We start from the raw sequence: 23016 nt of genomic DNA, 5'->3' as shown, positions 1-23016 counted from the left end.
TTGAGGCATTATAATGTGTCTGTTTGGGTGCAAAAAGGGGGTGTAGAGTGGTGCAAAGAGGTGTTGGAGTGTAAATGGTGGTGGGAGCGCGTGAGGCAGAGCATGATGAGTGAGAGGTTTTAGCCTCTGGACAGGCTCTAAGGTTATTCAAAATTTTTTTTATCCTTTTTCAGTCGCTACTTTCGCCCAGCACCCGAAATGTTTATGGGATATAAGCCAAATCCATAATTCAAGAGAGATACCAACGCAAAAATAAACAGCCCGTTATTTTGTCTGATGTCTCCACCCCCGAGATGATAGAATGGATTCCTCACCCCCGCCCTATTTCCGGTACTGGGGCAAGAGCCCGAGAGAGAATGAACCCCGGATCACCCACCTTCTGCCCTATCATGCCCTTGACGTAGCCGCTGTCGGTTCGGTGATCCTGGGCCGCGACGCACTTCTGCGAGAGCGCATGGCAGGCGTTCTGCAGGTCAGCTCTGATCAGCTGACCCCACTCATCTGTTTTCTGCTTGCCACCCACGATATTGGAAAGTTCTCCACGCCAGCCTTCCAGTTGAAGAATTCCCGGGCATCAGCATCTCTCCAGGGTATAGAAGGGGATTGCATACCCGGACACCACAGCGATCTGGGGTTCGCACTCTGGAACGAGATACTCTGGGACAGCGTGGTTGAAAAAAACCTGATCAGACTGGATGGAGATTTCGATAGCGATGAGTGGCAGGATGTCCTCTTCCCCCTCCTCAAGGCCGTCTGTGGGCACCACGGCACCCCACCGGCAGGGGACTTCAGCCATTTCAGACGTTCGTTTCTCCCGGCAGATATCGAGGCGGCAGAGACATTCGTTCAAGACTGCGCCTCTCTCTTCTTCGTGGACGGTACCTGGCCCCTCCTGGCCAAAGACGACCTTGCAAAGAGAGTCCCTCAATTTTCATGGCTCCTTGCCGGGTTCTGCACACTCTGCGACTGGATCGGATCAGACCGCGACTATTTCAGGTTCACCCAGGAGCATACACCCCTCACCGCTTACTGGGAGGTCTCACTGAAACGAGCCGAGAAGGCCGTCAGGGAAAAAGGCATCATACCGGTCAGACCTGCCAGTGAACAGGGTCTGGAGATCCTTTTTCCCTCTATCTTTCCGGAACATGCCCCGACTGATCTCCAGCACTACTGTGCCACCTGCACCCTCGGCACCGGCCCCCACCTCTTCGTCATCGAGGATATCACCGGGAGCGGCAAGACTGAGGCGGCCATCACCCTCGCTCACCGGATGATGGCACAGGGAGACGGAGAAGGGATTTATTTTGCTTTGCCGACGATGGCGACTGCCAATGCCATGTACTCCCGGATCAACAGAACGTCAGATTCCCTCTTCGAGGAGCGTTCGTACTCTCAGGTCCTTGCCCATTCTGCCAGCCGGCTCCAGAGGGTTATGCAGACATTCCTTGATGAGAGAATCGGGTCGAGAAATCCCGGGACAGCATGGCTCTCCGACAACCGGAAAAAAGCGCTGCTCGCACAGGTCGGCGTCGGGACGGTCGACCAGGCACTTCTCTCCATCCTCCCGGTGCATCACCAGTCGCTCAGGTTGATCGGTCTGGCCAGAAATATTCTCATCGTGGACGAGGTGCATGCCTGCGACTCCTATATGCACAAACTTTTGCAGGTCCTCCTTGAGTTCCATGCCGCATCAGGCGGGAGTGCGATCCTGCTCTCGGCAACGATGACACAGAGGCAGAGGGAAGAGCTGGCCAGGCGTTTTGCACGGGGGGCAGGGTGGCCGATCGGGATACTTACATCAGGGGGCTATCCCCTGATCACCCACCTCTCGCTGGCCGGGCCGCCGGACGAACACCCTCTCACCGCCATTGGGGAGAAACGTGTGGGAGTCAGCCTCGTCTCATCAGAGGATGAGGCGGAGGCAGCACTCATCGAAGAGGCACAGAACGGCGGGTGCGCCTGCTGGGTCAGGAATACGGTGGACGACGCCGTAGAAGCATATATCCGGTTAAAGGAGAGGCTTCCGGCGGGTACAGTCCGCCTGTTCCATGCCAGGTTCGCCCTCGCTGACCGTCTGGAGATTGAGGAGACAGTGACCCGGACTTTTGGAAAGGCCAGCACGCCGGAAGTTCGGGCAGGCAGGATCCTTGTGGCAACACAGGTGGTGGAACAATCTCTGGACCTCGACTTCGACCTGATGGTGAGCGATCTCGCCCCAATTGACCTTCTGATACAGCGGGCAGGCAGGGTCCATCGCCATGATCGCGGCCCCCGCGGGGAGGCCCGGCTCATCGTCCTCTCACCGCTGCAGACAGAAGAGCCAGGTGCGACATGGTATTCTGACCTCTTCCCTCGGGGGGCATGGGTGTATCCCGATCCAGCTCGACTCTGGTTGACGGCCGGGATCCTGGGGGAGAGAGGCGAGATTGTTGTGCCGCGCGATGCCCGTATCCTCATCGAGTCTGTCTTCGGACCGGAGAGTGAGGGTGTGATCCCTGACGGCTTACAGAAGGCTGCCGCAGAAAATCGGGGAAAGGATAATGCCGACGCTTCTTTTGCAGCGGAAAGTGCCCTCAAGCTCAAAAAGGGGTATACGATGACCGAAGGCCAGTGGCAGAGCGATGCCCGGACGCCAACCCGCCTTGGAGAACCAACAGTCACCCTGCGGCTTGCCCGGTGGGATGGAAAAGAAGTCTGGCCGTGGGCTGACGCACCTGATCCCCGGGCTGCATGGGAACTGAGCCAGGTGAGCGTGCGGGAGACCTATGCCGCCAGTGAGGTAGCGTTTGCCCAGCCGCTCGCCGGGGCGGTGGAGAGGGCAAAGAGCCGGATGGCGGACATGGGTAAGAATGCCGTGATTGTTCCCCTTCATTCTTCAGAAGAGGGCTGGGAGGGATCCACATTGAACCATTCAGGCAAAGAAGTCATGCTGAGGTATCATCAGGAAGTTGGACTGATGAGGACGGCCCCATGATCGATCAGTATTTATGTGATGGCGTATTAAGAGGAAAATCAATGGTAAAACTATGTATAGAAAAACTCGGAGGGGTACCATTCCTCCACTCAACCTGATCCAGGATCCCTGGATCCCGATCATCCGTAAAGACGGCACAACCGAAACAATCGCCCCCTGGCAGATCACCGACCAGCACGACGGCAACTTCGTTAGATCAATAGCATCTCCTCGACCTGACTTCGATGGAGCGCTGGTCCAGTTCCTTATAGGACTCTGCCAGACTGCAATTCCACCAGAGGACAAAGGAGAATGGAGAAAAAATTTAGTCAACCCACCACTCCCGGATAAACTGCAGGCCGCCTTCTCCCCCCTGACCGGGGCATTTGCCATTGGAGGAGACGGCCCTCTGTTCATGCAGGAGAGAGGGATAGAGAGCGACAGACTCTGGCAGATCGATAGTCTTCTCATCGGGATGCCAGAAAAAGAAAAGATCAAGGATAACACAGATTGGTTCCAGAAGAGAGGGACAATCGACGCCCTCTGTCCCCACTGCGCCTCTCTGGCACTGTTCACCCTCCAGACGAACGCGCCGAGCGGTGGACGCGGGCACATGACCTCGATCAGGGGGGGTGGCCCGATGACCACCCTCGTCCTTGGTGAGACGCTCTGGCAGACGGTATGGGCAAACATCATTGATCTGAACAATTATACTCACCCGGTGGACGAAAACCCCTCAGCTGACGACGACCGGCTTTTCCCCTGGATGGGCAAAGTGAAGACAAGTGAAGGTGGGGATAGTACAGAGCCTGAGGATGCACACCCCTGCCAGGCCTTCTGGGGGATGCCGCGCCGCATCCTGCTCGATCTGGAGGGAGCCAGGCCTGGAGTCTGCGATCTCTGCGGCGCAAAAACAGACCGGTGCATCACGGGCTTCTGGACGAAACCCTACGGAATGAAGTACAACGGGTGGGTCCACCCCCTCAGCCCGTATTATCCAAAAGATAAAAAAGGCACCGAATACCTGCCTGTCCATCCCCAACCCGGTGGGATAACCTACCAGAACTGGCTTGGCCTGGTCATCAACGACCGGAATGAAGGGAGACGGGTTGCAAAAAATGTTGCCCTCTTCCCAGAGCGTGCAGAGAGATCTCAGGTCAGGGAGCACCTCGGCCGGCGGCCGTCGATATGGGCCTTTGGCTATGATATGGAAAACAAAAAGGTCAGGTGCTGGTACGAGGGCACCCTGCCAATGGTCCATGTCGATGATGACTGGAAGGCGGAGTTTGAGGAGACGGCGGCCGGGATGATCCGGGCCGCCTCTGAGATGGCGAAGAACGTCCAGTGGTGCGTGAAGATTGCCCTCTATGACAAACCCGCAGATGTGAAGGGCGACCTCTCGGTCATCAACGCCCGCTTCCTCCAGGCGACCGAGGAGAGGTTCTACGATCTGCTCAACAAGGTCGCCGAATGCCTCGCTGGGAACGGGGATACCCTCGAACTCCGGCAGGCATGGCTCGGCATCCTCCAGGAGGAGGGGCGCACCCTCTTCGAGGAGTATTCTCAGATCAACTCGATCGACGAGATCAATGCTCAGAGGGTGATGAAGGCGTGGGGGTTGATGAAAAGCCCTGCTTCAAAGGCGAACAAAGCGATCAGGAAGGCGCTTAACCTCCCTGAACCGAAAAAATCCGTAAAGGGTGAGAAATGACAATGACAGAGAATACGGTACAGGATTCAGGCCATAAGGACGAACCTATGGACGCGATCCTCAACTGGTGGAGAGAGATCAAGGCCCACCGCGGGGAGCGGGCGGAGTTGCGGCGCTGCCGGACGCCGGCAGAGGTGGCCTTTGTTCCAGCCTACTACCGGTTGAAGGCGGCGTTGCCAACATGGGACCGCGAGAAACTTGCTGTGATTGCAGGAGTCCTTGCAGATGTTGAAACATCCGCCGATGGGGTCAGGCTTGCCGCACAGTTCGCCCACCCGAAAGATGGGGGGGCAACTGCACGGGTGAGTGAGGCGCGGTTCCGCCGGCTTCTCCGCGTGGAGGACTATGACTATGTTGAACTCTTCCCGATGATGAAACGGCTGGTCACAATGATCGATCGGAAGGCGAACATCCGTGATCTGGTGTGGGGGCTGTACCGGTGGGACCCCAAGACAAAAAGAGCGTGGGCAGAGTCGTATTACATGAACATCCCGAAGAAAGAATGAGGTGAAAAAACATGGCAGAATTTATCCAGTTACATATGCTTGCATCGTATCCCCCGTCGAACCTGAACCGTGACGACCTGGGCAGGCCGAAAACCGCAATGATGGGCGGGGCCTGCAGACTACGTGTATCATCGCAGAGCCTGAAGCGGGCGTGGCGCACGTCCGAGATATTTAAGGAAGCGTTTGGCGATCATCTTGGCATCCGCACCAAAGAGATGGGCTGGAACATCTACCTTGCCATGAAAGGCGGAAAGGCACTGTCCGATGTCCTTGAAGAGAGAGATGCGGCGCCGGTGCGGACAGGGGTGGCGGAGAAGAAAGCAGTGGAATGGGGCCAGGCGATCGCCGCTCAGTTTGGAAAGTTGAAATCTGTCAAGGATTCAAACGAGGAGAACACAGAGAAGAAGAAGAAAGAGTCGCTCTGTGTCGAGCAGATGGTTCATTTCAGCCCGGATGAGATTGCGGCGATCGACGCACTGCTCTCGCGCCTCGTCGAGAGCGGGAAAGACCCATCAGATGAGGATCTCGCCCTTCTGCGGGAGGAGAACTCGGCAGTCGATATCGCCATGTTCGGCAGGATGCTGGCTTCATCGCCTTCTTTCAACTGTGAGGCGGCGGTCCAGGTGGCCCATGCGATCACCGTCCACCGTGTGGCGGTGGAGGACGATTACTTCACCGCCGTCGATGACCTCAACCGGGGTATCGAGGATGTCGGTGCTGCGCACGTAGGTCAGGCCGAGTTTGCGGCCGGACTCTATTACGCGTACCTCTGCATCAACCGCGACCTTCTGGTGGAGAATCTGGGCGGGAAATCAGAACTGGCTGACAAGACAATCGCTGCCCTCACCGAGGCGGCGGCAAAGGTTGGGCCAAAAGGGAAACAGAACAGTTTTGCCTCGCGGGCCTATGCATCCTATATCCTTGCCGAGCGGGGGAGCCAGCAGCCGCGATCGCTCGCGGTGGCCTTCCTCAAGCCCGTCGGCGGTGAGGATTACCTGACGACGGCAGTGAATGTCCTGGAGAAGACGCGGGAGAATATGGAGAAGACCTACGGGGCGTGCGCCAGGGATACCATGACGATGAACGCTGCCGCGGGTGTGGGTACGCTCAAAGAGATCCTTACCTTTGTGTCGGGTGACCATGCCTGAGTATCTCCTGTTCCGACTCTTCGGCCCGATGGCCGCGTGGGGCGGTGTGGCGGTTGGAGAGTATCGCCCTTCGGAGAGTCACCCCTCCAGGTCGGCGATCTTCGGGCTGGTGGCGGCAGCGCTGGGCATCCGCCGCGAGGATGCCGCAGATCTGAAAGAACTGCAGGAGAGTTACCGAATGGCTGTACTGGTGAATACCCCGGGCAGTCTGATCCGGGACTACCATACCACCCAGGTGCCATCAGAGATAACAAAGAAACGGGCATGGCCGTTTGCCACCCGCCGGGAGGAGGTGAGCATTCACCGGGATGACCTGAATACGATCCTCTCGACGCGGGAGTACTTCTGCGATGCACTGTACACGGTCTGCATCCGGGCTGCGACCGAAAATCCCCCCTATCTCCTCTCCGAACTTGCGGAGGCGCTGAATAGTCCGGTATTCACCCTTTACCTGGGGCGGAGATCCTGCCCGGTGGCGCTCCCGCTGCAGCCGCAGGTCGTCAGGGGTGATAACCTGCGTGCGGCGATGGAGGCGGCAGTTTTCCAGAATATAGGGATGATGAGCCCCATTGCCGGTAAAGAGCGCGGAATGCTCTTCTGGGAAGATGAGGAGAATACAGGTTTTGCGGTGGAGAGCAGTCAGACCGTCCAGAGGCGCGATGTTGCGCTGAACCGGCGGCGGTGGCAGTTTACGGAGCGCAAGGAACACGGGGCCCTGGTGCAGGTGCCGGAGGGGGTCAGATGAAGCGGTCCATCTACCGCATACGCCTGCGGGACGACGTCCAGCGAACACCAGCCTTCTGGCGGAGCGTGCGGAATCCGTACGATGTCCACGGGATGGTGTGGCGGATCTTTTCGGATGGGTCGAGAAAGGACCGCGATTTCATCTACCGCCTGGAGATGCAGGAGGCGTCACCGGTGATCTATGCAGTGTCAACGGCAGAACCGGTGGATCTTGACGGGATCTGGGCGGTGGAGTCGAAGGAGTACAACCCGGTGCTCAGGACAGGGCAACGTTTCGGGTTTTCCCTGAGAGCGAATCCCATACGGTCTAAGAGGGACGAGGAGAGGAGGCAGCACCGGCACGATGTGGTGATGGATGCAAAAGTGCTGCTGGAGCAGTCCGGGTGCCCATCCGACGCCATGCCCTCACAGGAGATACTTGTCCAGAAGGAAGGGTTTTCCTGGTTGTCTTCGAGGTCTGAGGCGGCGGGGTTTGCCGTTGAAGAGGGTATGGTCCGGGCGGATGGATATCGGCAGCACCGGTTTAAGAAGCCGAAAGGGAAGCACTGGGTTTCGATCAGCACCATCGATTTTACCGGTGTGCTGACGGTGACGGATCCCGAGCGGTTTGAGCAGGCCCTGTATGCCGGGATCGGGCCGGCGAAGAGTTTCGGCTGCGGGCTGCTGCTCATCAGGCCGGTGTGAGGGAGGAGAATTCTGTGCTTCCCCACCTGAGGTCCATTCCCCAGAAGGAACGGATATCCCTTATTTTTCTGGAGAGGGGGGAGCTGGACGTGATCGACGGCGCCTTTGTTCTGGTGGACGTGAACGGCGTCCGCACCCAGATCCCGGTGGGTGGCGTGGCCTGCCTGATGCTGGAACCAGGGACGAGAGTGTCCCATGCTGCGGTTACCCTTGCAGCACGGGTGGGATGCCTGCTCGTCTGGGTAGGAGAGGCGGGAGTACGCCTGTATTCGGCCGGGAGGCCCGGAGGAGCACGTTCGGACCGCCTGCTCTATCAGGCCCGCCTTGCCCTCGACGAACCGGCCCGCCAGAGGGTGGTGGAGCGGATGTACGAGATCCGGTTCGGGGAGGATGTGCCGACCGGGTATTCGGTGAACCAGCTCCGCGGCATGGAAGGGGCGCGGGTGAAACGGCAGTACGAGAATCTGGCCAGGAAATACGGAGTGCGCTGGACAGGACGGCGATATGACGCATCTTCGTGGGGGAGCGGGGATGTGCCGAACCGCTGCCTGAGTTCGGCGACGGCGTGCCTGTACGGGATCTGCGAGGCGGCGGTGCTGGCGGCGGGGTATTCCCCGGCAATCGGGTTCATCCATACTGGAAAGCCGCTCTCTTTTGTGTATGATATTGCCGATCTCTTCAAGTTCGAGACGATCGTGCCAGAGGCGTTCAGAGTTGCCGGACGCCGGCCAGGGGATCCCGAGCGGGAGGTGAGGCTGGCGTGCAGGGATGTGTTCAGGAAAAGCCGCATTCTGGACCGGATTATCCCGCTTATCGAGGACGTGCTGGATGCAGGAGGACTGGATGTGCCGGAACCACCAGAGGGATGCCTGCCCCCGGCGATTCCTGAGGAGGATGAATGGGATCCCTGATGGTTGTTGCAACCGAGAATGTCCCTCCAAGACTCAGGGGCAGACTGGCCCTCTGGCTGATCGAAGTGAGATCAGGAGTCTATGTGGGCAATTATTCAGTGAGGGTGCGGGAGATGATCTGGGATCAGGTGGCGGCCGGGGTCGAGGAGGGGAATGCAGTGATGGTCTGGGCCGATCCCGGGGATGCAGGCTACGATTTCAGGACGATCGGAGAGAACCGTCGTGTCCCAAAGGATATGGACGGCGTAAGATTGATTTCCTTCCTGCCCGATACCTCAGGATGATGGGCGTCTATCTCTTTTTCACCCACGCATCCTCTGTCATCAGGCAGGGGGCTCTCGCACCACGATGGTGTGGGGCTGTTCCTGGCGCAGCATAGAAAGAAATTTCTTTCTCGGGATGATAACTGGAAGAGAGTTCCCCACTCGCGTGGGGATGAACCGGAAGGATCGCCGCAGGTATTCGCATTCTCTCAGAGTTCCCCACTCGCGTGGGGATGAACCGAGATCGGGAAGGTGCAGGGGTATCTGAATCGAGAGTTCCCCACTCGCGTGGGGATGAACCGGGGATCTTCTGATGGCCCTAAATCTTTTTCATGAGTTCCCCACTCGCGTGGGGATGAACCGGTGAGGGTGACGACCTCGGCGGCGGCAGGGGCGAGTTCCCCACTCGCGTGGGGATGAACCGGTATTTCGTCAGTCTCGGCGCAGGCCGAGGAGGAGTTCCCCACTCGCGTGGGGATGAACCGAGCCTACTTTTGAGAAGGCGTAGAGGCACCCGGAGTTCCCCACTCGCGTGGGGATGAACCGAAAAATGGAAAATGCACAGACGGAAAACGAACGAGTTCCCCACTCGCGTGGGGATGAACCGCGCAAAACTCGGGGTGCAGGTGGATATACAGCGAGTTCCCCACTCGCGTGGGGATGAACCGTCCACGACGTAGATTCTACAGTTATTACCGCAGAGTTCCCCACTCGCGTGGGGATGAACCGAATATATATACTATCCACGCTCCATATACATAGAGTTCCCCACTCGCGTGGGGATGAACCGAATCTCTTCGTTTTGCCGGTCGCTGAGTCCCAGAGTTCCCCACTCGCGTGGGGATGAACCGAAAGCGGTATCCTCCGGTGCTATCGCCGCCCGGAGTTCCCCACTCGCGTGGGGATGAACCGATGGGACAGGCTCGATATAGACTCTCTCAGCCGAGTTCCCCACTCGCGTGGGGATGAACCGTTCTATCACCCCCACGCTTCTCCAACCACTATGAGTTCCCCACTCGCGTGGGGATGAACCGAAAGACCCCGCCCTCTCCCGGGTGCTCAACATGAGTTCCCCACTCGCGTGGGGATGAACCGGTCTGCAGCGTCCCGCACACCCGGCACCGGAAAGAGTTCCCCACTCGCGTGGGGATGAACCGTCGATGACGGGAGGCGGCTGTAATGACTCAACGAGTTCCCCACTCGCGTGGGGATGAACCGATACGCCCCGGATGTGGCGGCAGCGGTGACGTGAGTTCCCCACTCGCGTGGGGATGAACCGATCATCGCGCTCGAAGAGGTCAAACGCCAGTAGAGTTCCCCACTCGCGTGGGGATGAACCGATGCAGGTCGCAAAGCGCGTCAAACTCAACGAGAGTTCCCCACTCGCGTGGGGATGAACCGTCGATATCTACGGTCTCAGCGCTATCGGTGCTGAGTTCCCCACTCGCGTGGGGATGAACCGCCCGTCTATATAACCCGGCGCGTAGTCTGCGGGAGTTCCCCACTCGCGTGGGGATGAACCCACTGACGGCGTAGTCAGTGGTAATCACAGAGCGAGTTCCCCACTCGCGTGGGGATGAACCGTGACAATAGACATGGTCAAAGATTCGTCTAGGGAGTTCCCCACTCGCGTGGGGATGAACCGCCGCATATCTGAGATACACCCGAATAGTCTAGGAGTTCCCCACTCGCGTGGGGATGAACCGTCCGGCACACCGTTATCGGAGGCGCTGTCGCTGAGTTCCCCACTCGCGTGGGGATGAACCGATCCCCTTCACCATGTCGATGATACCCGCGAAGAGTTCCCCACTCGCGTGGGGATGAACCGAGGGGGCGCTGATCGTCACCGACGATCGCCACGAGTTCCCCACTCGCGTGGGGATGAACCGAAACATGGGACTGCTGACCTTCGACCCTATAGGAGTTCCCCACTCGCGTGGGGATGAACCGCACCAGAACTTTGCCGACCTCGCCGCCGCCACGAGTTCCCCACTCGCGTGGGGATGAACCGGCCTCCGAGCCGGGCAGCTCCTCCCGATCACGGAGTTCCCCACTCGCGTGGGGATGAACCGAGCCGAAACGTCAACGAAAACACCAGTCTTCCGAGTTCCCCACTCGCGTGGGGATGAACCGCGGCCCGTGCTACCACCCTCATCTGGCGAGGTGAGTTCCCCACTCGCGTGGGGATGAACCGGCAGATAGGTCCCAAGAGCCGCGTTAGCGGCGGAGTTCCCCACTCGCGTGGGGATGAACCGCCGGGGAGCAGGACGAATACCCATTTCAGTGCGAGTTCCCCACTCGCGTGGGGATGAACCGGCCAGCCGCCCGGAGGTTAGACGCCGCCCAGGGAGTTCCCCACTCGCGTGGGGATGAACCGTGCGCACTACAGCACGTACGAGGACAGGGGCAGAGTTCCCCACTCGCGTGGGGATGAACCGTGAGCTCTCGACGTAATAACTCCTGCTATGGCGAGTTCCCCACTCGCGTGGGGATGAACCGATACGCGTGCAGGGCGCTTGTTTGGGTGCTGCGAGTTCCCCACTCGCGTGGGGATGAACCGGGGCTTGAATCCCCCGCCGTCATCCTGCACACGAGTTCCCCACTCGCGTGGGGATGAACCGCACCCGAGGGCCTGTCCTCGGTGTAAACAGTAGAGTTCCCCACTCGCGTGGGGATGAACCGATACGCGTGCAGGGCGCTTGTTTGGGTGCTGCGAGTTCCCCACTCGCGTGGGGATGAACCGCGCCTATTCGACCATATCTACCGTGTTTTCAGGAGTTCCCCACTCGCGTGGGGATGAACCGGTCCCGAGATACTTCTTCAGCGCCCGGGAGAGGAGTTCCCCACTCGCGTGGGGATGAACCGGGCGATCGCGTCCCACTTCCGGCCGCACCGGAGGAGTTCCCCACTCGCGTGGGGATGAACCGTTTTAATTGCCGGACAGCACGACTTCGTGGCTGAGTTCCCCACTCGCGTGGGGATGAACCGGCGGCCCGGTCGGAGGCCTGATCACTATGGCCGAGTTCCCCACTCGCGTGGGGATGAACCGTGGGGATACGACATTTTGGCGCTCAGACTGCTGAGTTCCCCACTCGCGTGGGGATGAACCGCGCAGGTTGCTAACATGCCGACGACGACCATTGAGTTCCCCACTCGCGTGGGGATGAACCGAAACCTTTATTACCCATAACGACCTATACTAGGAGTTCCCCACTCGCGTGGGGATGAACCGACCCCTGTCTCTCCCGGAGGACCTGGCGCACGGAGTTCCCCACTCGCGTGGGGATGAACCGCAGACATATCCATATCAGACATCAGCGCACCAGAGTTCCCCACTCGCGTGGGGATGAACCGGCACACGGCAAAACAACCCGCAGAGAGTTCTTGAGTTCCCCACTCGCGTGGGGATGAACCGGAAACCCACTTCGTCTGACGACATTTTTCGAAAGAGTTCCCCACTCGCGTGGGGATGAACCGCGATATCTAGTGTATTATCGACCTCGCCTATAGAGTTCCCCACTCGCGTGGGGATGAACCGCCGGAGCCGGTCCAGAAGCGGTTTTTGACGCAGAGTTCCCCACTCGCGTGGGGATGAACCGACGCCAGTTTTCCGGCCATCGCTGATGATTTCGAGTTCCCCACTCGCGTGGGGATGAACCGGCTACGAGTGTCTGGTTCCCGTCATCGGTCTGGAGTTCCCCACTCGCGTGGGGATGAACCGGTGGGCTGAATGCCTGGGGAACTCATCATCCTGAGTTCCCCACTCGCGTGGGGATGAACCGGACACCCTATACAACGAAACATACGAATATGGGAGTTCCCCACTCGCGTGGGGATGAACCGGCGATGCTCGGCTACGCTGACGAGATATCTGAGAGTTCCCCACTCGCGTGGGGATGAACCGAGGAATTCCCGGAAGATATCGTCCCCTTTGCAGAGTTCCCCACTCGCGTGGGGATGAACCGCCATGCGCCAGGCGTCAGGATTGGGAGACGAGGAGTTCCCCACTCGCGTGGGGATGAACCGATGAAGGCGTATTCCCTCGGGTTGAAGCCGCGGAGTTCCCCACTCGCGTGGGGATGAACCGGAGCAGAACCACCGAACACGCCACTGCCCCTAGAGTTCCCCACTCGCGTGGGGATGAACCGACGCCTGCACCTGACGGAGAGATCCAGACAGTGAGTTCCCCACTCGCGTGGGGATGAACCGGGCGAGGTGGTTTTTCTCCGTTCGCTACCCATGAGTTCCCCACTCGCGTGGGGATGAACCGGTGAGCTGAATGGCTGGGGAACTCATCATCCTGAGTTCCCCACTCGCGTGGGGATGAACCGACCCCAGCACACCCAGCACAGGGTATCCGAGTGAGTTCCCCACTCGCGTGGGGATGAACCGGATGGCCTTGACTTCTGCAAGGCGCAGATGCTGAGTTCCCCACTCGCGTGGGGATGAACCGAACTGGTGCCACTTTGCGATCGTGCAGTTCAAGAGTTCCCCACTCGCGTGGGGATGAACCGCCGACGCTCGCGCTCAACAAGCTCGCGATCGCGAGTTCCCCACTCGCGTGGGGATGAACCGATCCTGGACTTCATCTATACGCTCTGGGCTGAGAGTTCCCCACTCGCGTGGGGATGAACCGAGATCCGGCGCAACCTCTCCGAACTCGACCTCGAGTTCCCCACTCGCGTGGGGATGAACCGGATGAGGTGCTGATCAAGGTGGCAGTGGAATGGAGTTCCCCACTCGCGTGGGGATGAACCGGCCCTTGCCACCCGTCCTTGGAGGTGGACGAGGAGTTCCCCACTCGCGTGGGGATGAACCGAACGAAGGATGCAGGAGGGCGGGGCATTATGAGAGTTCCCCACTCGCGTGGGGATGAACCGCCCATTGCCGCGTTTCACCGCGACTCTCGTACGAGTTCCCCACTCGCGTGGGGATGAACCGCCGCAAACACCGAAGCGCTCGTTCAAGCGGCGGAGTTCCCCACTCGCGTGGGGATGAACCGAGCTCGAGAGAATGGGGCCCCCTGCGCGCTGAGAGTTCCCCACTCGCGTGGGGATGAACCGGGTAGGCGGTAGTAACGGTGAGGTCGATAATGGAGTTCCCCACTCGCGTGGGGATGAACCGCCGCCCCGGCCAGTGCAACGACGCCAAATGCGGAGTTCCCCACTCGCGTGGGGATGAACCGGAGAACGGGAAAACCACCCGTAGAGAGTTCTTGAGTTCCCCACTCGCGTGGGGATGAACCGATACGTCGTGGACAGTATACCACTCCAACGGTGAGTTCCCCACTCGCGTGGGGATGAACCGTCGAATAACTCGGAGGTCAGACTGGATATAGCGAGTTCCCCACTCGCGTGGGGATGAACCGTGAATTCAGTTCCTTGAGGTAGGTATCCTCAGGAGTTCCCCACTCGCGTGGGGATGAACCGTTTCTCACTTAGGGCGTCAGATACAGTGGCTGGAGTTCCCCACTCGCGTGGGGATGAACCGGTAGGGCATTTCGTCAGTCGAGGCGCCGGCCTGAGTTCCCCACTCGCGTGGGGATGAACCGAGAGAGAAGATTCACGTCTCAGTTCGTAGGTGGAGTTCCCCACTCGCGTGGGGATGAACCGGCGCAGGTGGCTAACATGCCTACGACGACCATGAGTTCCCCACTCGCGTGGGGATGAACCGCCAGACAGGACCGTGGACGACCACTAGTTCAGGAGTTCCCCACTCGCGTGGGGATGAACCGGAGCAGTCATCCTCAGCAGCCTCTAACCACTCGAGTTCCCCACTCGCGTGGGGATGAACCGTTCGAGTTCATTAGTGATGGACGGAAAACCGGGAGTTCCCCACTCGCGTGGGGATGAACCGGTGAGATCCTCTTTGATGGCGAGCAGGTTTCTGAGTTCCCCACTCGCGTGGGGATGAACCGAAGGGAGCGACCCGGAGCATTTTGCCGAATTTGAGTTCCCCACTCGCGTGGGGATGAACCGCCAGAATCACGCGAGGAGTGCCTCCTATTGCCGAGTTCCCCACTCGCGTGGGGATGAACCGCCGGTACGTTTTGCCAGCACCAAGTGGAATATGAGTTCCCCACTCGCGTGGGGATGAACCGGGAACATCTATCTCGGATCTGCGGGGTCTGCTGAGTTCCCCACTCGCGTGGGGATGAACCGGCCCAGGTTGCTAACATGCCAACGACCACCATGAGTTCCCCACTCGCGTGGGGATGAACCGGCGCTGGATCACGCCGACAACGCGATCAGCAAGAGTTCCCCACTCGCGTGGGGATGAACCGGGAGACCTTAGGGAGCGACACAGAAGGAAGGGGAGTTCCCCACTCGCGTGGGGATGAACCGGCGAGGCTCGGCTACGCTGACGAGATCTCTGAGAGTTCCCCACTCGCGTGGGGATGAACCGATAGCGGAGTACCCTTACTTGCTCCTGATTCCGAGTTCCCCACTCGCGTGGGGATGAACCGTTACCACTGACGGTGACGACGTGCTTGTGCCGGAGTTCCCCACTCGCGTGGGGATGAACCGATCGCGCCGCCCCTGTAGCCGCTCCAGAATCCGAGTTCCCCACTCGCGTGGGGATGAACCGAGCCTCCAGATCGTAATCTGACGAGTAATGCAGAGTTCCCCACTCGCGTGGGGATGAACCGAGAGCACCCCCATGTCGTAGGGAGCGTTATACGAGTTCCCCACTCGCGTGGGGATGAACCGGCCTCCTAACCCATCTCTTCGAATACGGCCTCGAGTTCCCCACTCGCGTGGGGATGAACCGTCGTAAACAGCGCGATCTTTGACACCGCGGAGCGAGTTCCCCACTCGCGTGGGGATGAACCGAGGGATACCTGAAGGCACTGCGGGATATCGGGGAGTTCCCCACTCGCGTGGGGATGAACCGGCCGAGAGCCCCGACACCCGCCCCGAGAGCAGGAGTTCCCCACTCGCGTGGGGATGAACCGAAAAACGTGCAGAAGTTACGGACTCTCGGGATGAGTTCCCCACTCGCGTGGGGATGAACCGGCGGCTGCGTTTTAGCACGCCGCCTGAACGCCGAGTTCCCCACTCGCGTGGGGATGAACCGGTTGCCGCCGCTGTCGCAAAACGGAATTCCTCGAGTTCCCCACTCGCGTGGGGATGAACCGTTTACGCTTGTTGGCTGGAGCGAATCGCAGGAGAGTTCCCCACTCGCGTGGGGATGAACCGTGGCCTCTCTCATCCTCGAGCGAGATAATGCAGAGTTCCCCACTCGCGTGGGGATGAACCGTCCCAATACCGGATTAGACCCGAAAAACTCTAGAGTTCCCCACTCGCGTGGGGATGAACCGGGTAGGAGGCAGTAACGGTGAGGTCGATAATGGAGTTCCCCACTCGCGTGGGGATGAACCGCCTAAATCGGATGTTATCGCCTACCTGAAGCAGAGTTCCCCACTCGCGTGGGGATGAACCGATGCGGATCTGCGAGGGTTCCTGAACGAAATGGAGTTCCCCACTCGCGTGGGGATGAACCGAATTACGTGTCGCCGTATGAAAAACAGATTAAGAGTTCCCCACTCGCGTGGGGATGAACCGGTAATTGATGCGGTTACTGGGATGCTGACCTCGAGTTCCCCACTCGCGTGGGGATGAACCGATTAGCCAGTGACCCCGACGTTGTAATCAACGGAGTTCCCCACTCGCGTGGGGATGAACCGGCAGACTGCGGGGACGTCTGCGCCGCAAAACGGAGTTCCCCACTCGCGTGGGGATGAACCGCACACTCTCGGCGGTGGCTGACGCAATATCTAGAGTTCCCCACTCGCGTGGGGATGAACCGGGGGCGTGTCTCGGCCAGGATGGGTATATTTAGAGTTCCCCACTCGCGTGGGGATGAACCGTTTGAGTGAGTTTTTCGGCCACTCAAACCGCCGAGTTCCCCACTCGCGTGGGGATGAACCGAAATCCTTTTGATTCTTCATCCATTTCTGGTTGAGTTCCCCACTCGCGTGGGGATGAACCGTGGACTCTCTCATCCTCGAGCGAGATAATGCAGAGTTCCCCACTCGCGTGGGGATGAACCGTCGCCGCAAACGTTCGCAAAATACGTGTCGGCGAGTTCCCCACTCGCGTGGGGATGAACCGATCGATAACCTTCCACCTGATTTTTTTTCCGGGAGTTCCCCACTCGCGTGGGGATGAACCGGCCATTACCGCCTCATGGATGGCGAGGGTTATGAGTTCCCCACTCGCGTGGGGATGAACCGAGAATTTGCAGATCCATCATTTAAACAAGAACGAGTTCCCCACTCGCGTGGGGATGAACCCATCACCTCCGAAGGACGATCCCCGCCGGATCAGAGTTCCCCACTCGCGTGGGGATGAACCGTTTAATTCGTTTCGCCGTTTCTCGTATCCATTGAGTTCCCCACTCGCGTGGGGATGAACCGAAAACTGCATGATCCTCGATTATGGCGGAAACGAGTTCCCCACTCGCGTGGGGATGAACCGGAACGGAGCCGATAAGTTAAGGCCCATACTCAGAGTTCCCCACTCGCGTGGGGATGAACCGTAGAGATCGCCGGCGCTGGCGGCGGAGAGGGTGAGTTCCCCACTCGCGTGGGGATGAACCGGCCGAACGTATCCAGAACCACCCCTGATAATAGAGTTCCCCACTCGCGTGGGGATGAACCGGGGGGGGGAGAGAAGAGGATCATTTCTCGCAGGAGTTCCCCACTCGCGTGGGGATGAACCGGTCGGGAGGCCGGCGGCGACCGTGGCGATCGTGAGTTCCCCACTCGCGTGGGGATGAACCGTTAGGATTAGATTCTTTGTTAACGTAGTAAACGAGTTCCCCACTCGCGTGGGGATGAACCGCTCCGCCCTCCTGCATCCTCTTGTAGTACGTCGAGTTCCCCACTCGCGTGGGGATGAACCGATAATGCTGCCTCTTCGGTGGAGGCGGAGTAGGAGTTCCCCACTCGCGTGGGGATGAACCGTAGCTTTTACTTCGCCGTGTCCAAACATCCACGAGTTCCCCACTCGCGTGGGGATGAACCGTCTGACGTTTCTGCTTGGGCTGGTCTTGCCGCGAGTTCCCCACTCGCGTGGGGATGAACCGGGATCTTAGCTCATCTACGTCCTCGATATAGCGAGTTCCCCACTCGCGTGGGGATGAACCATGGGTAGCAAACGGGGAAAAACCGCCTCGACCGAGTTCCCCACTCGCGTGGGGATGAACCGGCCAGATTCTCGGTTCTGTCATCGGAGAACGAGAGTTCCCCACTCGCGTGGGGATGAACCCAAGCCGGGCGGCGATAGCACCGGAGGATACCGGAGTTCCCCACTCGCGTGGGGATGAACCGGCTGGAGACTCGTGGGGGTGATACTTTATGAAGAGTTCCCCACTCGCGTGGGGATGAACCGGACCTGCCCACGCCGGAGAAACGGTGATGGTCGAGTTCCCCACTCGCGTGGGGATGAACCGTGGGCACACTCGGTCCTGACGGTCGCTACCGTGAGTTCCCCACTCGCGTGGGGATGAACCGAATAGGGGAGCACCCGCCTCTTTACCCTCGGCGAGTTCCCCACTCGCGTGGGGATGAACCGCGCCGATTCATCGTCGTCGTAGCCAAGGTGCTGAGTTCCCCACTCGCGTGGGGATGAACCGTAATATTCCTCGACGTCTGATGGGAATATCACGAGTTCCCCACTCGCGTGGGGATGAACCGAGCATCACCAGCGTCGGTACCTATCGTGCGCGGAGTTCCCCACTCGCGTGGGGATGAACCGGCCGTCCCCTCGCTGGACCCTGTCTCTGTCGCGAGTTCCCCACTCGCGTGGGGATGAACCGCGCGTATGCGCCGCGAGCCCGACGATATCGTCGAGTTCCCCACTCGCGTGGGGATGAACCGAGGGCAGGACGGGTGTTTAATGCACGCGTAATGAGTTCCCCACTCGCGTGGGGATGAACCGTCGGTATATATACATATCGCACATACCAAAAAGAGTTCCCCACTCGCGTGGGGATGAACCGGGCGATACGGGAGTTGTCCCAACTGGTAGCGAGAGTTCCCCACTCGCGTGGGGATGAACCGCGTGCATGGCCGGGTCGGTGGTGAGGGTGACAGAGTTCCCCACTCGCGTGGGGATGAACCGAATCCTTTCTCGATCCGGTTCTCCCAGTATGAGAGTTCCCCACTCGCGTGGGGATGAACCGTTCACCACATCCGACCGCTCCCGGGGATCCACGAGTTCCCCACTCGCGTGGGGATGAACCGACCCCGTTCGATCAGTGAGGAGGGAAAAAACAGAGTTCCCCACTCGCGTGGGGATGAACCGTTTGTTCCATTGCCAATTAAGTAAGGCGTTAAGAGTTCCCCACTCGCGTGGGGATGAACCGAACGGTCTCTAAACTCTTTCTGCGTATTCCCTGAGTTCCCCACTCGCGTGGGGATGAACCGGGCACAGGCCAGCCGCAAGGCCGCCGCGGTGAGAGTTCCCCACTCGCGTGGGGATGAACCGAAACCGTACCGCCGGCGCTCCGCGTCGTCCCGGAGTTCCCCACTCGCGTGGGGATGAACCGAACACTGTTATACATAAACCTGTCGCTGTCAGGAGTTCCCCACTCGCGTGGGGATGAACCGCTATGGGATGCGAACACATACCCTGAGCCTGAGAGTTCCCCACTCGCGTGGGGATGAACCGAGATGCCGATAGAGGATTCAGTGCCACAACACGAGTTCCCCACTCGCGTGGGGATGAACCGAGGAGTCCTACGCGTTTCTGCGCTCGCTCTGGGAGTTCCCCACTCGCGTGGGGATGAACCGATCCTATCTCGACTATTCGGGTGTATCTCAGAGAGTTCCCCACTCGCGTGGGGATGAACCGGGAGAGGCTCGATATAGACTCTCTCATACTCGGAGTTCCCCACTCGCGTGGGGATGAACCGCGCACGGCGGGCTCCGAGATGCGCGCCGGGATGAGTTCCCCACTCGCGTGGGGATGAACCGATATCCGAGGCTCAAAACGCGGGGTGCAGGTGGAGTTCCCCACTCGCGTGGGGATGAACCGGCGTTTTCCTTCATCTGTCCAGAATGTGGGGAGAGTTCCCCACTCGCGTGGGGATGAACCGGGTTAGGCGCCAATCTCCTCGTCCCATTCTTCGAGTTCCCCACTCGCGTGGGGATGAACCGGCAGCGGCGTACGCAAAAGCGGCGTCCAAGCAGAGTTCCCCACTCGCGTGGGGATGAACCGTCGTGGACACTAGTGCAATCAATCGGCCTTGTGAGTTCCCCACTCGCGTGGGGATGAACCGTTCCCGTTTTTTCCTCCGTTTCGCCCAAATGCGAGTTCCCCACTCGCGTGGGGATGAACCGAAGAATTTTTACGCCGATTAGAGATGATATTAGAGTTCCCCACTCGCGTGGGGATGAACCGTTGTGACTGTAACTCCAACAGAAACTCCTACTGAGTTCCCCACTCGCGTGGGGATGAACCGGAAAAACAAACGATTATTGATTTAATGTCTATGAGTTCCCCACTCGCGTGGGGATGAACCGAAAATCGCTTATGGCGATACTCCTACCCCTAAGAGTTCCCCACTCGCGTGGGGATGAACCGGCGGACCCCATCACCACCTCTCCCTCAACCTCGAGTTCCCCACTCGCGTGGGGATGAACCGAGAGGGCCGCCAGCCGTTCGAGCCTGAGGTGGGAGTTCCCCACTCGCGTGGGGATGAACCGCCGATTCTAAGGCGCGTGATAGGTTGTATTTCGAGTTCCCCACTCGCGTGGGGATGAACCGCAATTATTCGCCTGAACTGAGAAACGGCCACAGAGTTCCCCACTCGCGTGGGGATGAACCGGTAGTCGGTAGGAAACAACCGAATTTCACGATGAGTTCCCCACTCGCGTGGGGATGAACCGCGAGAAGAAGAAAACCGCCCCCCCAACGAGGCGAGTTCCCCACTCGCGTGGGGATGAACCGAGGAGGGCGGAGGCTGCGCTGTCGATCGCTATGAGTTCCCCACTCGCGTGGGGATGAACCGCCCACGGAGGAGAGAACATGAGTTTGAAAGAAGAGTTCCCCACTCGCGTGGGGATGAACCGATATCGTCAAGGGTATCGTGTTTGTTGGCGCTGAGTTCCCCACTCGCGTGGGGATGAACCGGAAAAATACCCTATCAATCACCCCGTCAGGCAGAGTTCCCCACTCGCGTGGGGATGAACCGCGTTAGAGTTTTTGCGTCTGAATAGGTATAGTGAGTTCCCCACTCGCGTGGGGATGAACCGTCGCCAACCTTGGCGACTCTATCACGGTTAATGAGTTCCCCACTCGCGTGGGGATGAACCGCTCCCCTACCCCGCCGTAGCATTGGATTCATAGAGTTCCCCACTCGCGTGGGGATGAACCGCGACTTAACCCATTCTTCATCCTATCTTATCAGAGTTCCCCACTCGCGTGGGGATGAACCGCGACCAGGATCGCCACCGGGGCACAATCCAGGGAGTTCCCCACTCGCGTGGGGATGAACCGATATCGGCAACAACACTCCTCAGTGACGAATGGAGTTCCCCACTCGCGTGGGGATGAACCGAACCACAAATTCTGTAATAACCAACGGAACCAGAGTTCCCCACTCGCGTGGGGATGAACCGCCTCGATTATCTCCCCGCTAAAACCCCCTTTTGAGTTCCCCACTCGCGTGGGGATGAACCGATAAACAGGAGATGAAGAGATGTTATTTTCTAGAGTTCCCCACTCGCGTGGGGATGAACCGAAGCATATCTCTACAAAGAGGGTGGTTTAGATGAGTTCCCCACTCGCGTGGGGATGAACCGCCCCCGAACACTGCGACCGATAGCGGAAACACGAGTTCCCCACTCGCGTGGGGATGAACCGTGGTATAAAAAAGGGCGTATTACTGCGGCAGAGAGTTCCCCACTCGCGTGGGGATGAACCGGCCGAGAAGAACGCTAAACTCCCATCGAAGGCGAGTTCCCCACTCGCGTGGGGATGAACCGCTGGCAACCTGAGCCTTTGCGGCCTCGATTGCGAGTTCCCCACTCGCGTGGGGATGAACCGCTATATATTGTAGGGGATTGGACTGCGTTGCAGAGTTCCCCACTCGCGTGGGGATGAACCTGAGTTCTCCGATGCCACCCACGCTACCACGCCGAGTTCCCCACTCGCGTGGGGATGAACCGAGGCCGAGAATTCGAAATACAGCCTCTCATTCGAGTTCCCCACTCGCGTGGGGATGAACCGACGAACATACCTACTATTAATTCTCTTCCAATGAGTTCCCCACTCGCGTGGGGATGAACCGCGTGAGGTAGGTACCCTCGGTCCTGACGGTCGGAGTTCCCCACTCGCGTGGGGATGAACCGTCATCCACTCCTGGATCGCCGACGAAGACTCCGAGTTCCCCACTCGCGTGGGGATGAACCGGGGGCGGGGATGCTGCGGCCGCCGCCCGGGGAGAGTTCCCCACTCGCGTGGGGATGAACCTGGTATCACGTCACGTTCGTCGACTCCTGTACCGAGTTCCCCACTCGCGTGGGGATGAACCGAATTCTTCGTCTCCCGAATCGTCCAAGATTCCGAGTTCCCCACTCGCGTGGGGATGAACCGGCGAACGGCGGCGATGGGTCCGGAGACGCGCCGAGTTCCCCACTCGCGTGGGGATGAACCAACGGCACCGTCCTCTACGACTCGACCGGCACAGAGTTCCCCACTCGCGTGGGGATGAACCGAGGAATCGGCGCTCGTTCAACCTCATCTAACAGAGTTCCCCACTCGCGTGGGGATGAACCGGCCGCAATCGCCATAAAAACACAGGCCGACCAGAGTTCCCCACTCGCGTGGGGATGAACCGCAATTGTGGCAAAATGTGAGGCAATGCTTGAGGAGTTCCCCACTCGCGTGGGGATGAACCGACGGCGAGGATTGCCTTGTCGGTCTTGGGAACGAGTTCCCCACTCGCGTGGGGATGAACCGTCGAGGTAGACAACCTCGGCAGTATCACCGCTGAGTTCCCCACTCGCGTGGGGATGAACCGAGAGCGGGCATGCAGGCGGCTGAGGACCCACTGAGTTCCCCACTCGCGTGGGGATGAACCTGCGC

General features: G+C 59.3%; 8 protein-coding genes and 1 CRISPR repeat array (1 of these 9 cut by a window edge). All 8 genes read left to right on the top strand.

Annotated elements, in window-relative coordinates:
* Positions 1-301: 301 nt before the first annotated feature.
* The 8 genes from cas3 to cas2e are packed head-to-tail and all read left to right on the top strand — an operon-like array spanning position 302 to position 8941.
* Positions 302-2974, top strand: coding sequence for a CRISPR-associated helicase Cas3' (gene cas3, locus HWN36_RS10585; RefSeq protein ID WP_176789309.1), 2673 nt, complete (start codon positions 302-304; stop codon positions 2972-2974).
* 52 nt (positions 2975-3026) lie between these two features.
* Positions 3027-4664: a type I-E CRISPR-associated protein Cse1/CasA gene (casA, locus tag HWN36_RS10580; protein WP_176789307.1), complete on the top strand. Its 1638-nt coding sequence runs from the start codon at positions 3027-3029 to the stop codon at positions 4662-4664.
* Positions 4665-4666: 2 nt separating this feature from the next.
* Complete coding sequence (gene casB / locus HWN36_RS10575) at positions 4667-5170, top strand: type I-E CRISPR-associated protein Cse2/CasB (protein WP_176789305.1); 504 nt, start codon at positions 4667-4669, stop codon at positions 5168-5170.
* A gap of 11 nt (positions 5171-5181) precedes the next feature.
* The gene (gene cas7e, locus HWN36_RS10570; protein ID WP_176789304.1) at positions 5182-6318 is read left to right on the top strand and encodes a type I-E CRISPR-associated protein Cas7/Cse4/CasC; all 1137 of its coding nucleotides are present in this window, start codon (positions 5182-5184) and stop codon (positions 6316-6318) included.
* Positions 6311-7063 (top strand): type I-E CRISPR-associated protein Cas5/CasD, encoded by a 753-nt coding sequence (gene cas5e, locus HWN36_RS10565; protein ID WP_176789302.1) that lies wholly within the window; start codon positions 6311-6313, stop codon positions 7061-7063. Before cas7e ends, cas5e begins: the two co-directional genes overlap by 8 nt.
* Positions 7060-7746 carry a type I-E CRISPR-associated protein Cas6/Cse3/CasE gene (gene cas6e, locus HWN36_RS10560; RefSeq protein WP_176789300.1) on the top strand — a complete coding sequence of 229 codons (687 nt, stop codon included), beginning with the start codon at positions 7060-7062 and terminating at the stop codon, positions 7744-7746. Before cas5e ends, cas6e begins: the two co-directional genes overlap by 4 nt.
* A 14-nt stretch (positions 7747-7760) precedes the next feature.
* Positions 7761-8657 (top strand): type I-E CRISPR-associated endonuclease Cas1e, encoded by an 897-nt coding sequence (cas1e, locus tag HWN36_RS10555; protein ID WP_176789297.1) that lies wholly within the window; start codon positions 7761-7763, stop codon positions 8655-8657.
* Complete coding sequence (cas2e, locus tag HWN36_RS10550) at positions 8645-8941, top strand: type I-E CRISPR-associated endoribonuclease Cas2e (protein WP_218133225.1); 297 nt, start codon at positions 8645-8647, stop codon at positions 8939-8941. Before cas1e ends, cas2e begins: the two co-directional genes overlap by 13 nt.
* A 130-nt stretch (positions 8942-9071) precedes the next feature.
* A CRISPR array of direct repeats spans positions 9072-23016; the repeat unit is 29 nt; unit sequence GAGTTCCCCACTCGCGTGGGGATGAACCG (it continues 8415 nt past the right edge of the window).

It is taken from the genome of Methanofollis tationis (assembly GCF_013377755.1).
GTDB classification, from domain to species: Archaea; Halobacteriota; Methanomicrobia; order Methanomicrobiales; family Methanofollaceae; genus Methanofollis; species Methanofollis tationis.
This window is presented reverse-complemented; position numbering and strand designations above follow the sequence as displayed.

Bases quoted from the DNA above. Each gene is read 5' to 3' on its own strand.
- cas3 (WP_176789309.1), top strand. From the start codon at position 302: ATGGATTCCTCACCCCCGCCCTATTTCCGGTACTGGGGCAAGAGCCCG.
- casA (WP_176789307.1), top strand. From the start codon at position 3,027: ATGTATAGAAAAACTCGGAGGGGTACCATTCCTCCACTCAACCTGATC.
- casB (WP_176789305.1), top strand. From the start codon at position 4,667: ATGACAGAGAATACGGTACAGGATTCAGGCCATAAGGACGAACCTATG.
- cas7e (WP_176789304.1), top strand. From the start codon at position 5,182: ATGGCAGAATTTATCCAGTTACATATGCTTGCATCGTATCCCCCGTCG.
- cas5e (WP_176789302.1), top strand. From the start codon at position 6,311: ATGCCTGAGTATCTCCTGTTCCGACTCTTCGGCCCGATGGCCGCGTGG.
- cas6e (WP_176789300.1), top strand. From the start codon at position 7,060: ATGAAGCGGTCCATCTACCGCATACGCCTGCGGGACGACGTCCAGCGA.
- cas2e (WP_218133225.1), top strand. From the start codon at position 8,645: ATGGGATCCCTGATGGTTGTTGCAACCGAGAATGTCCCTCCAAGACTC.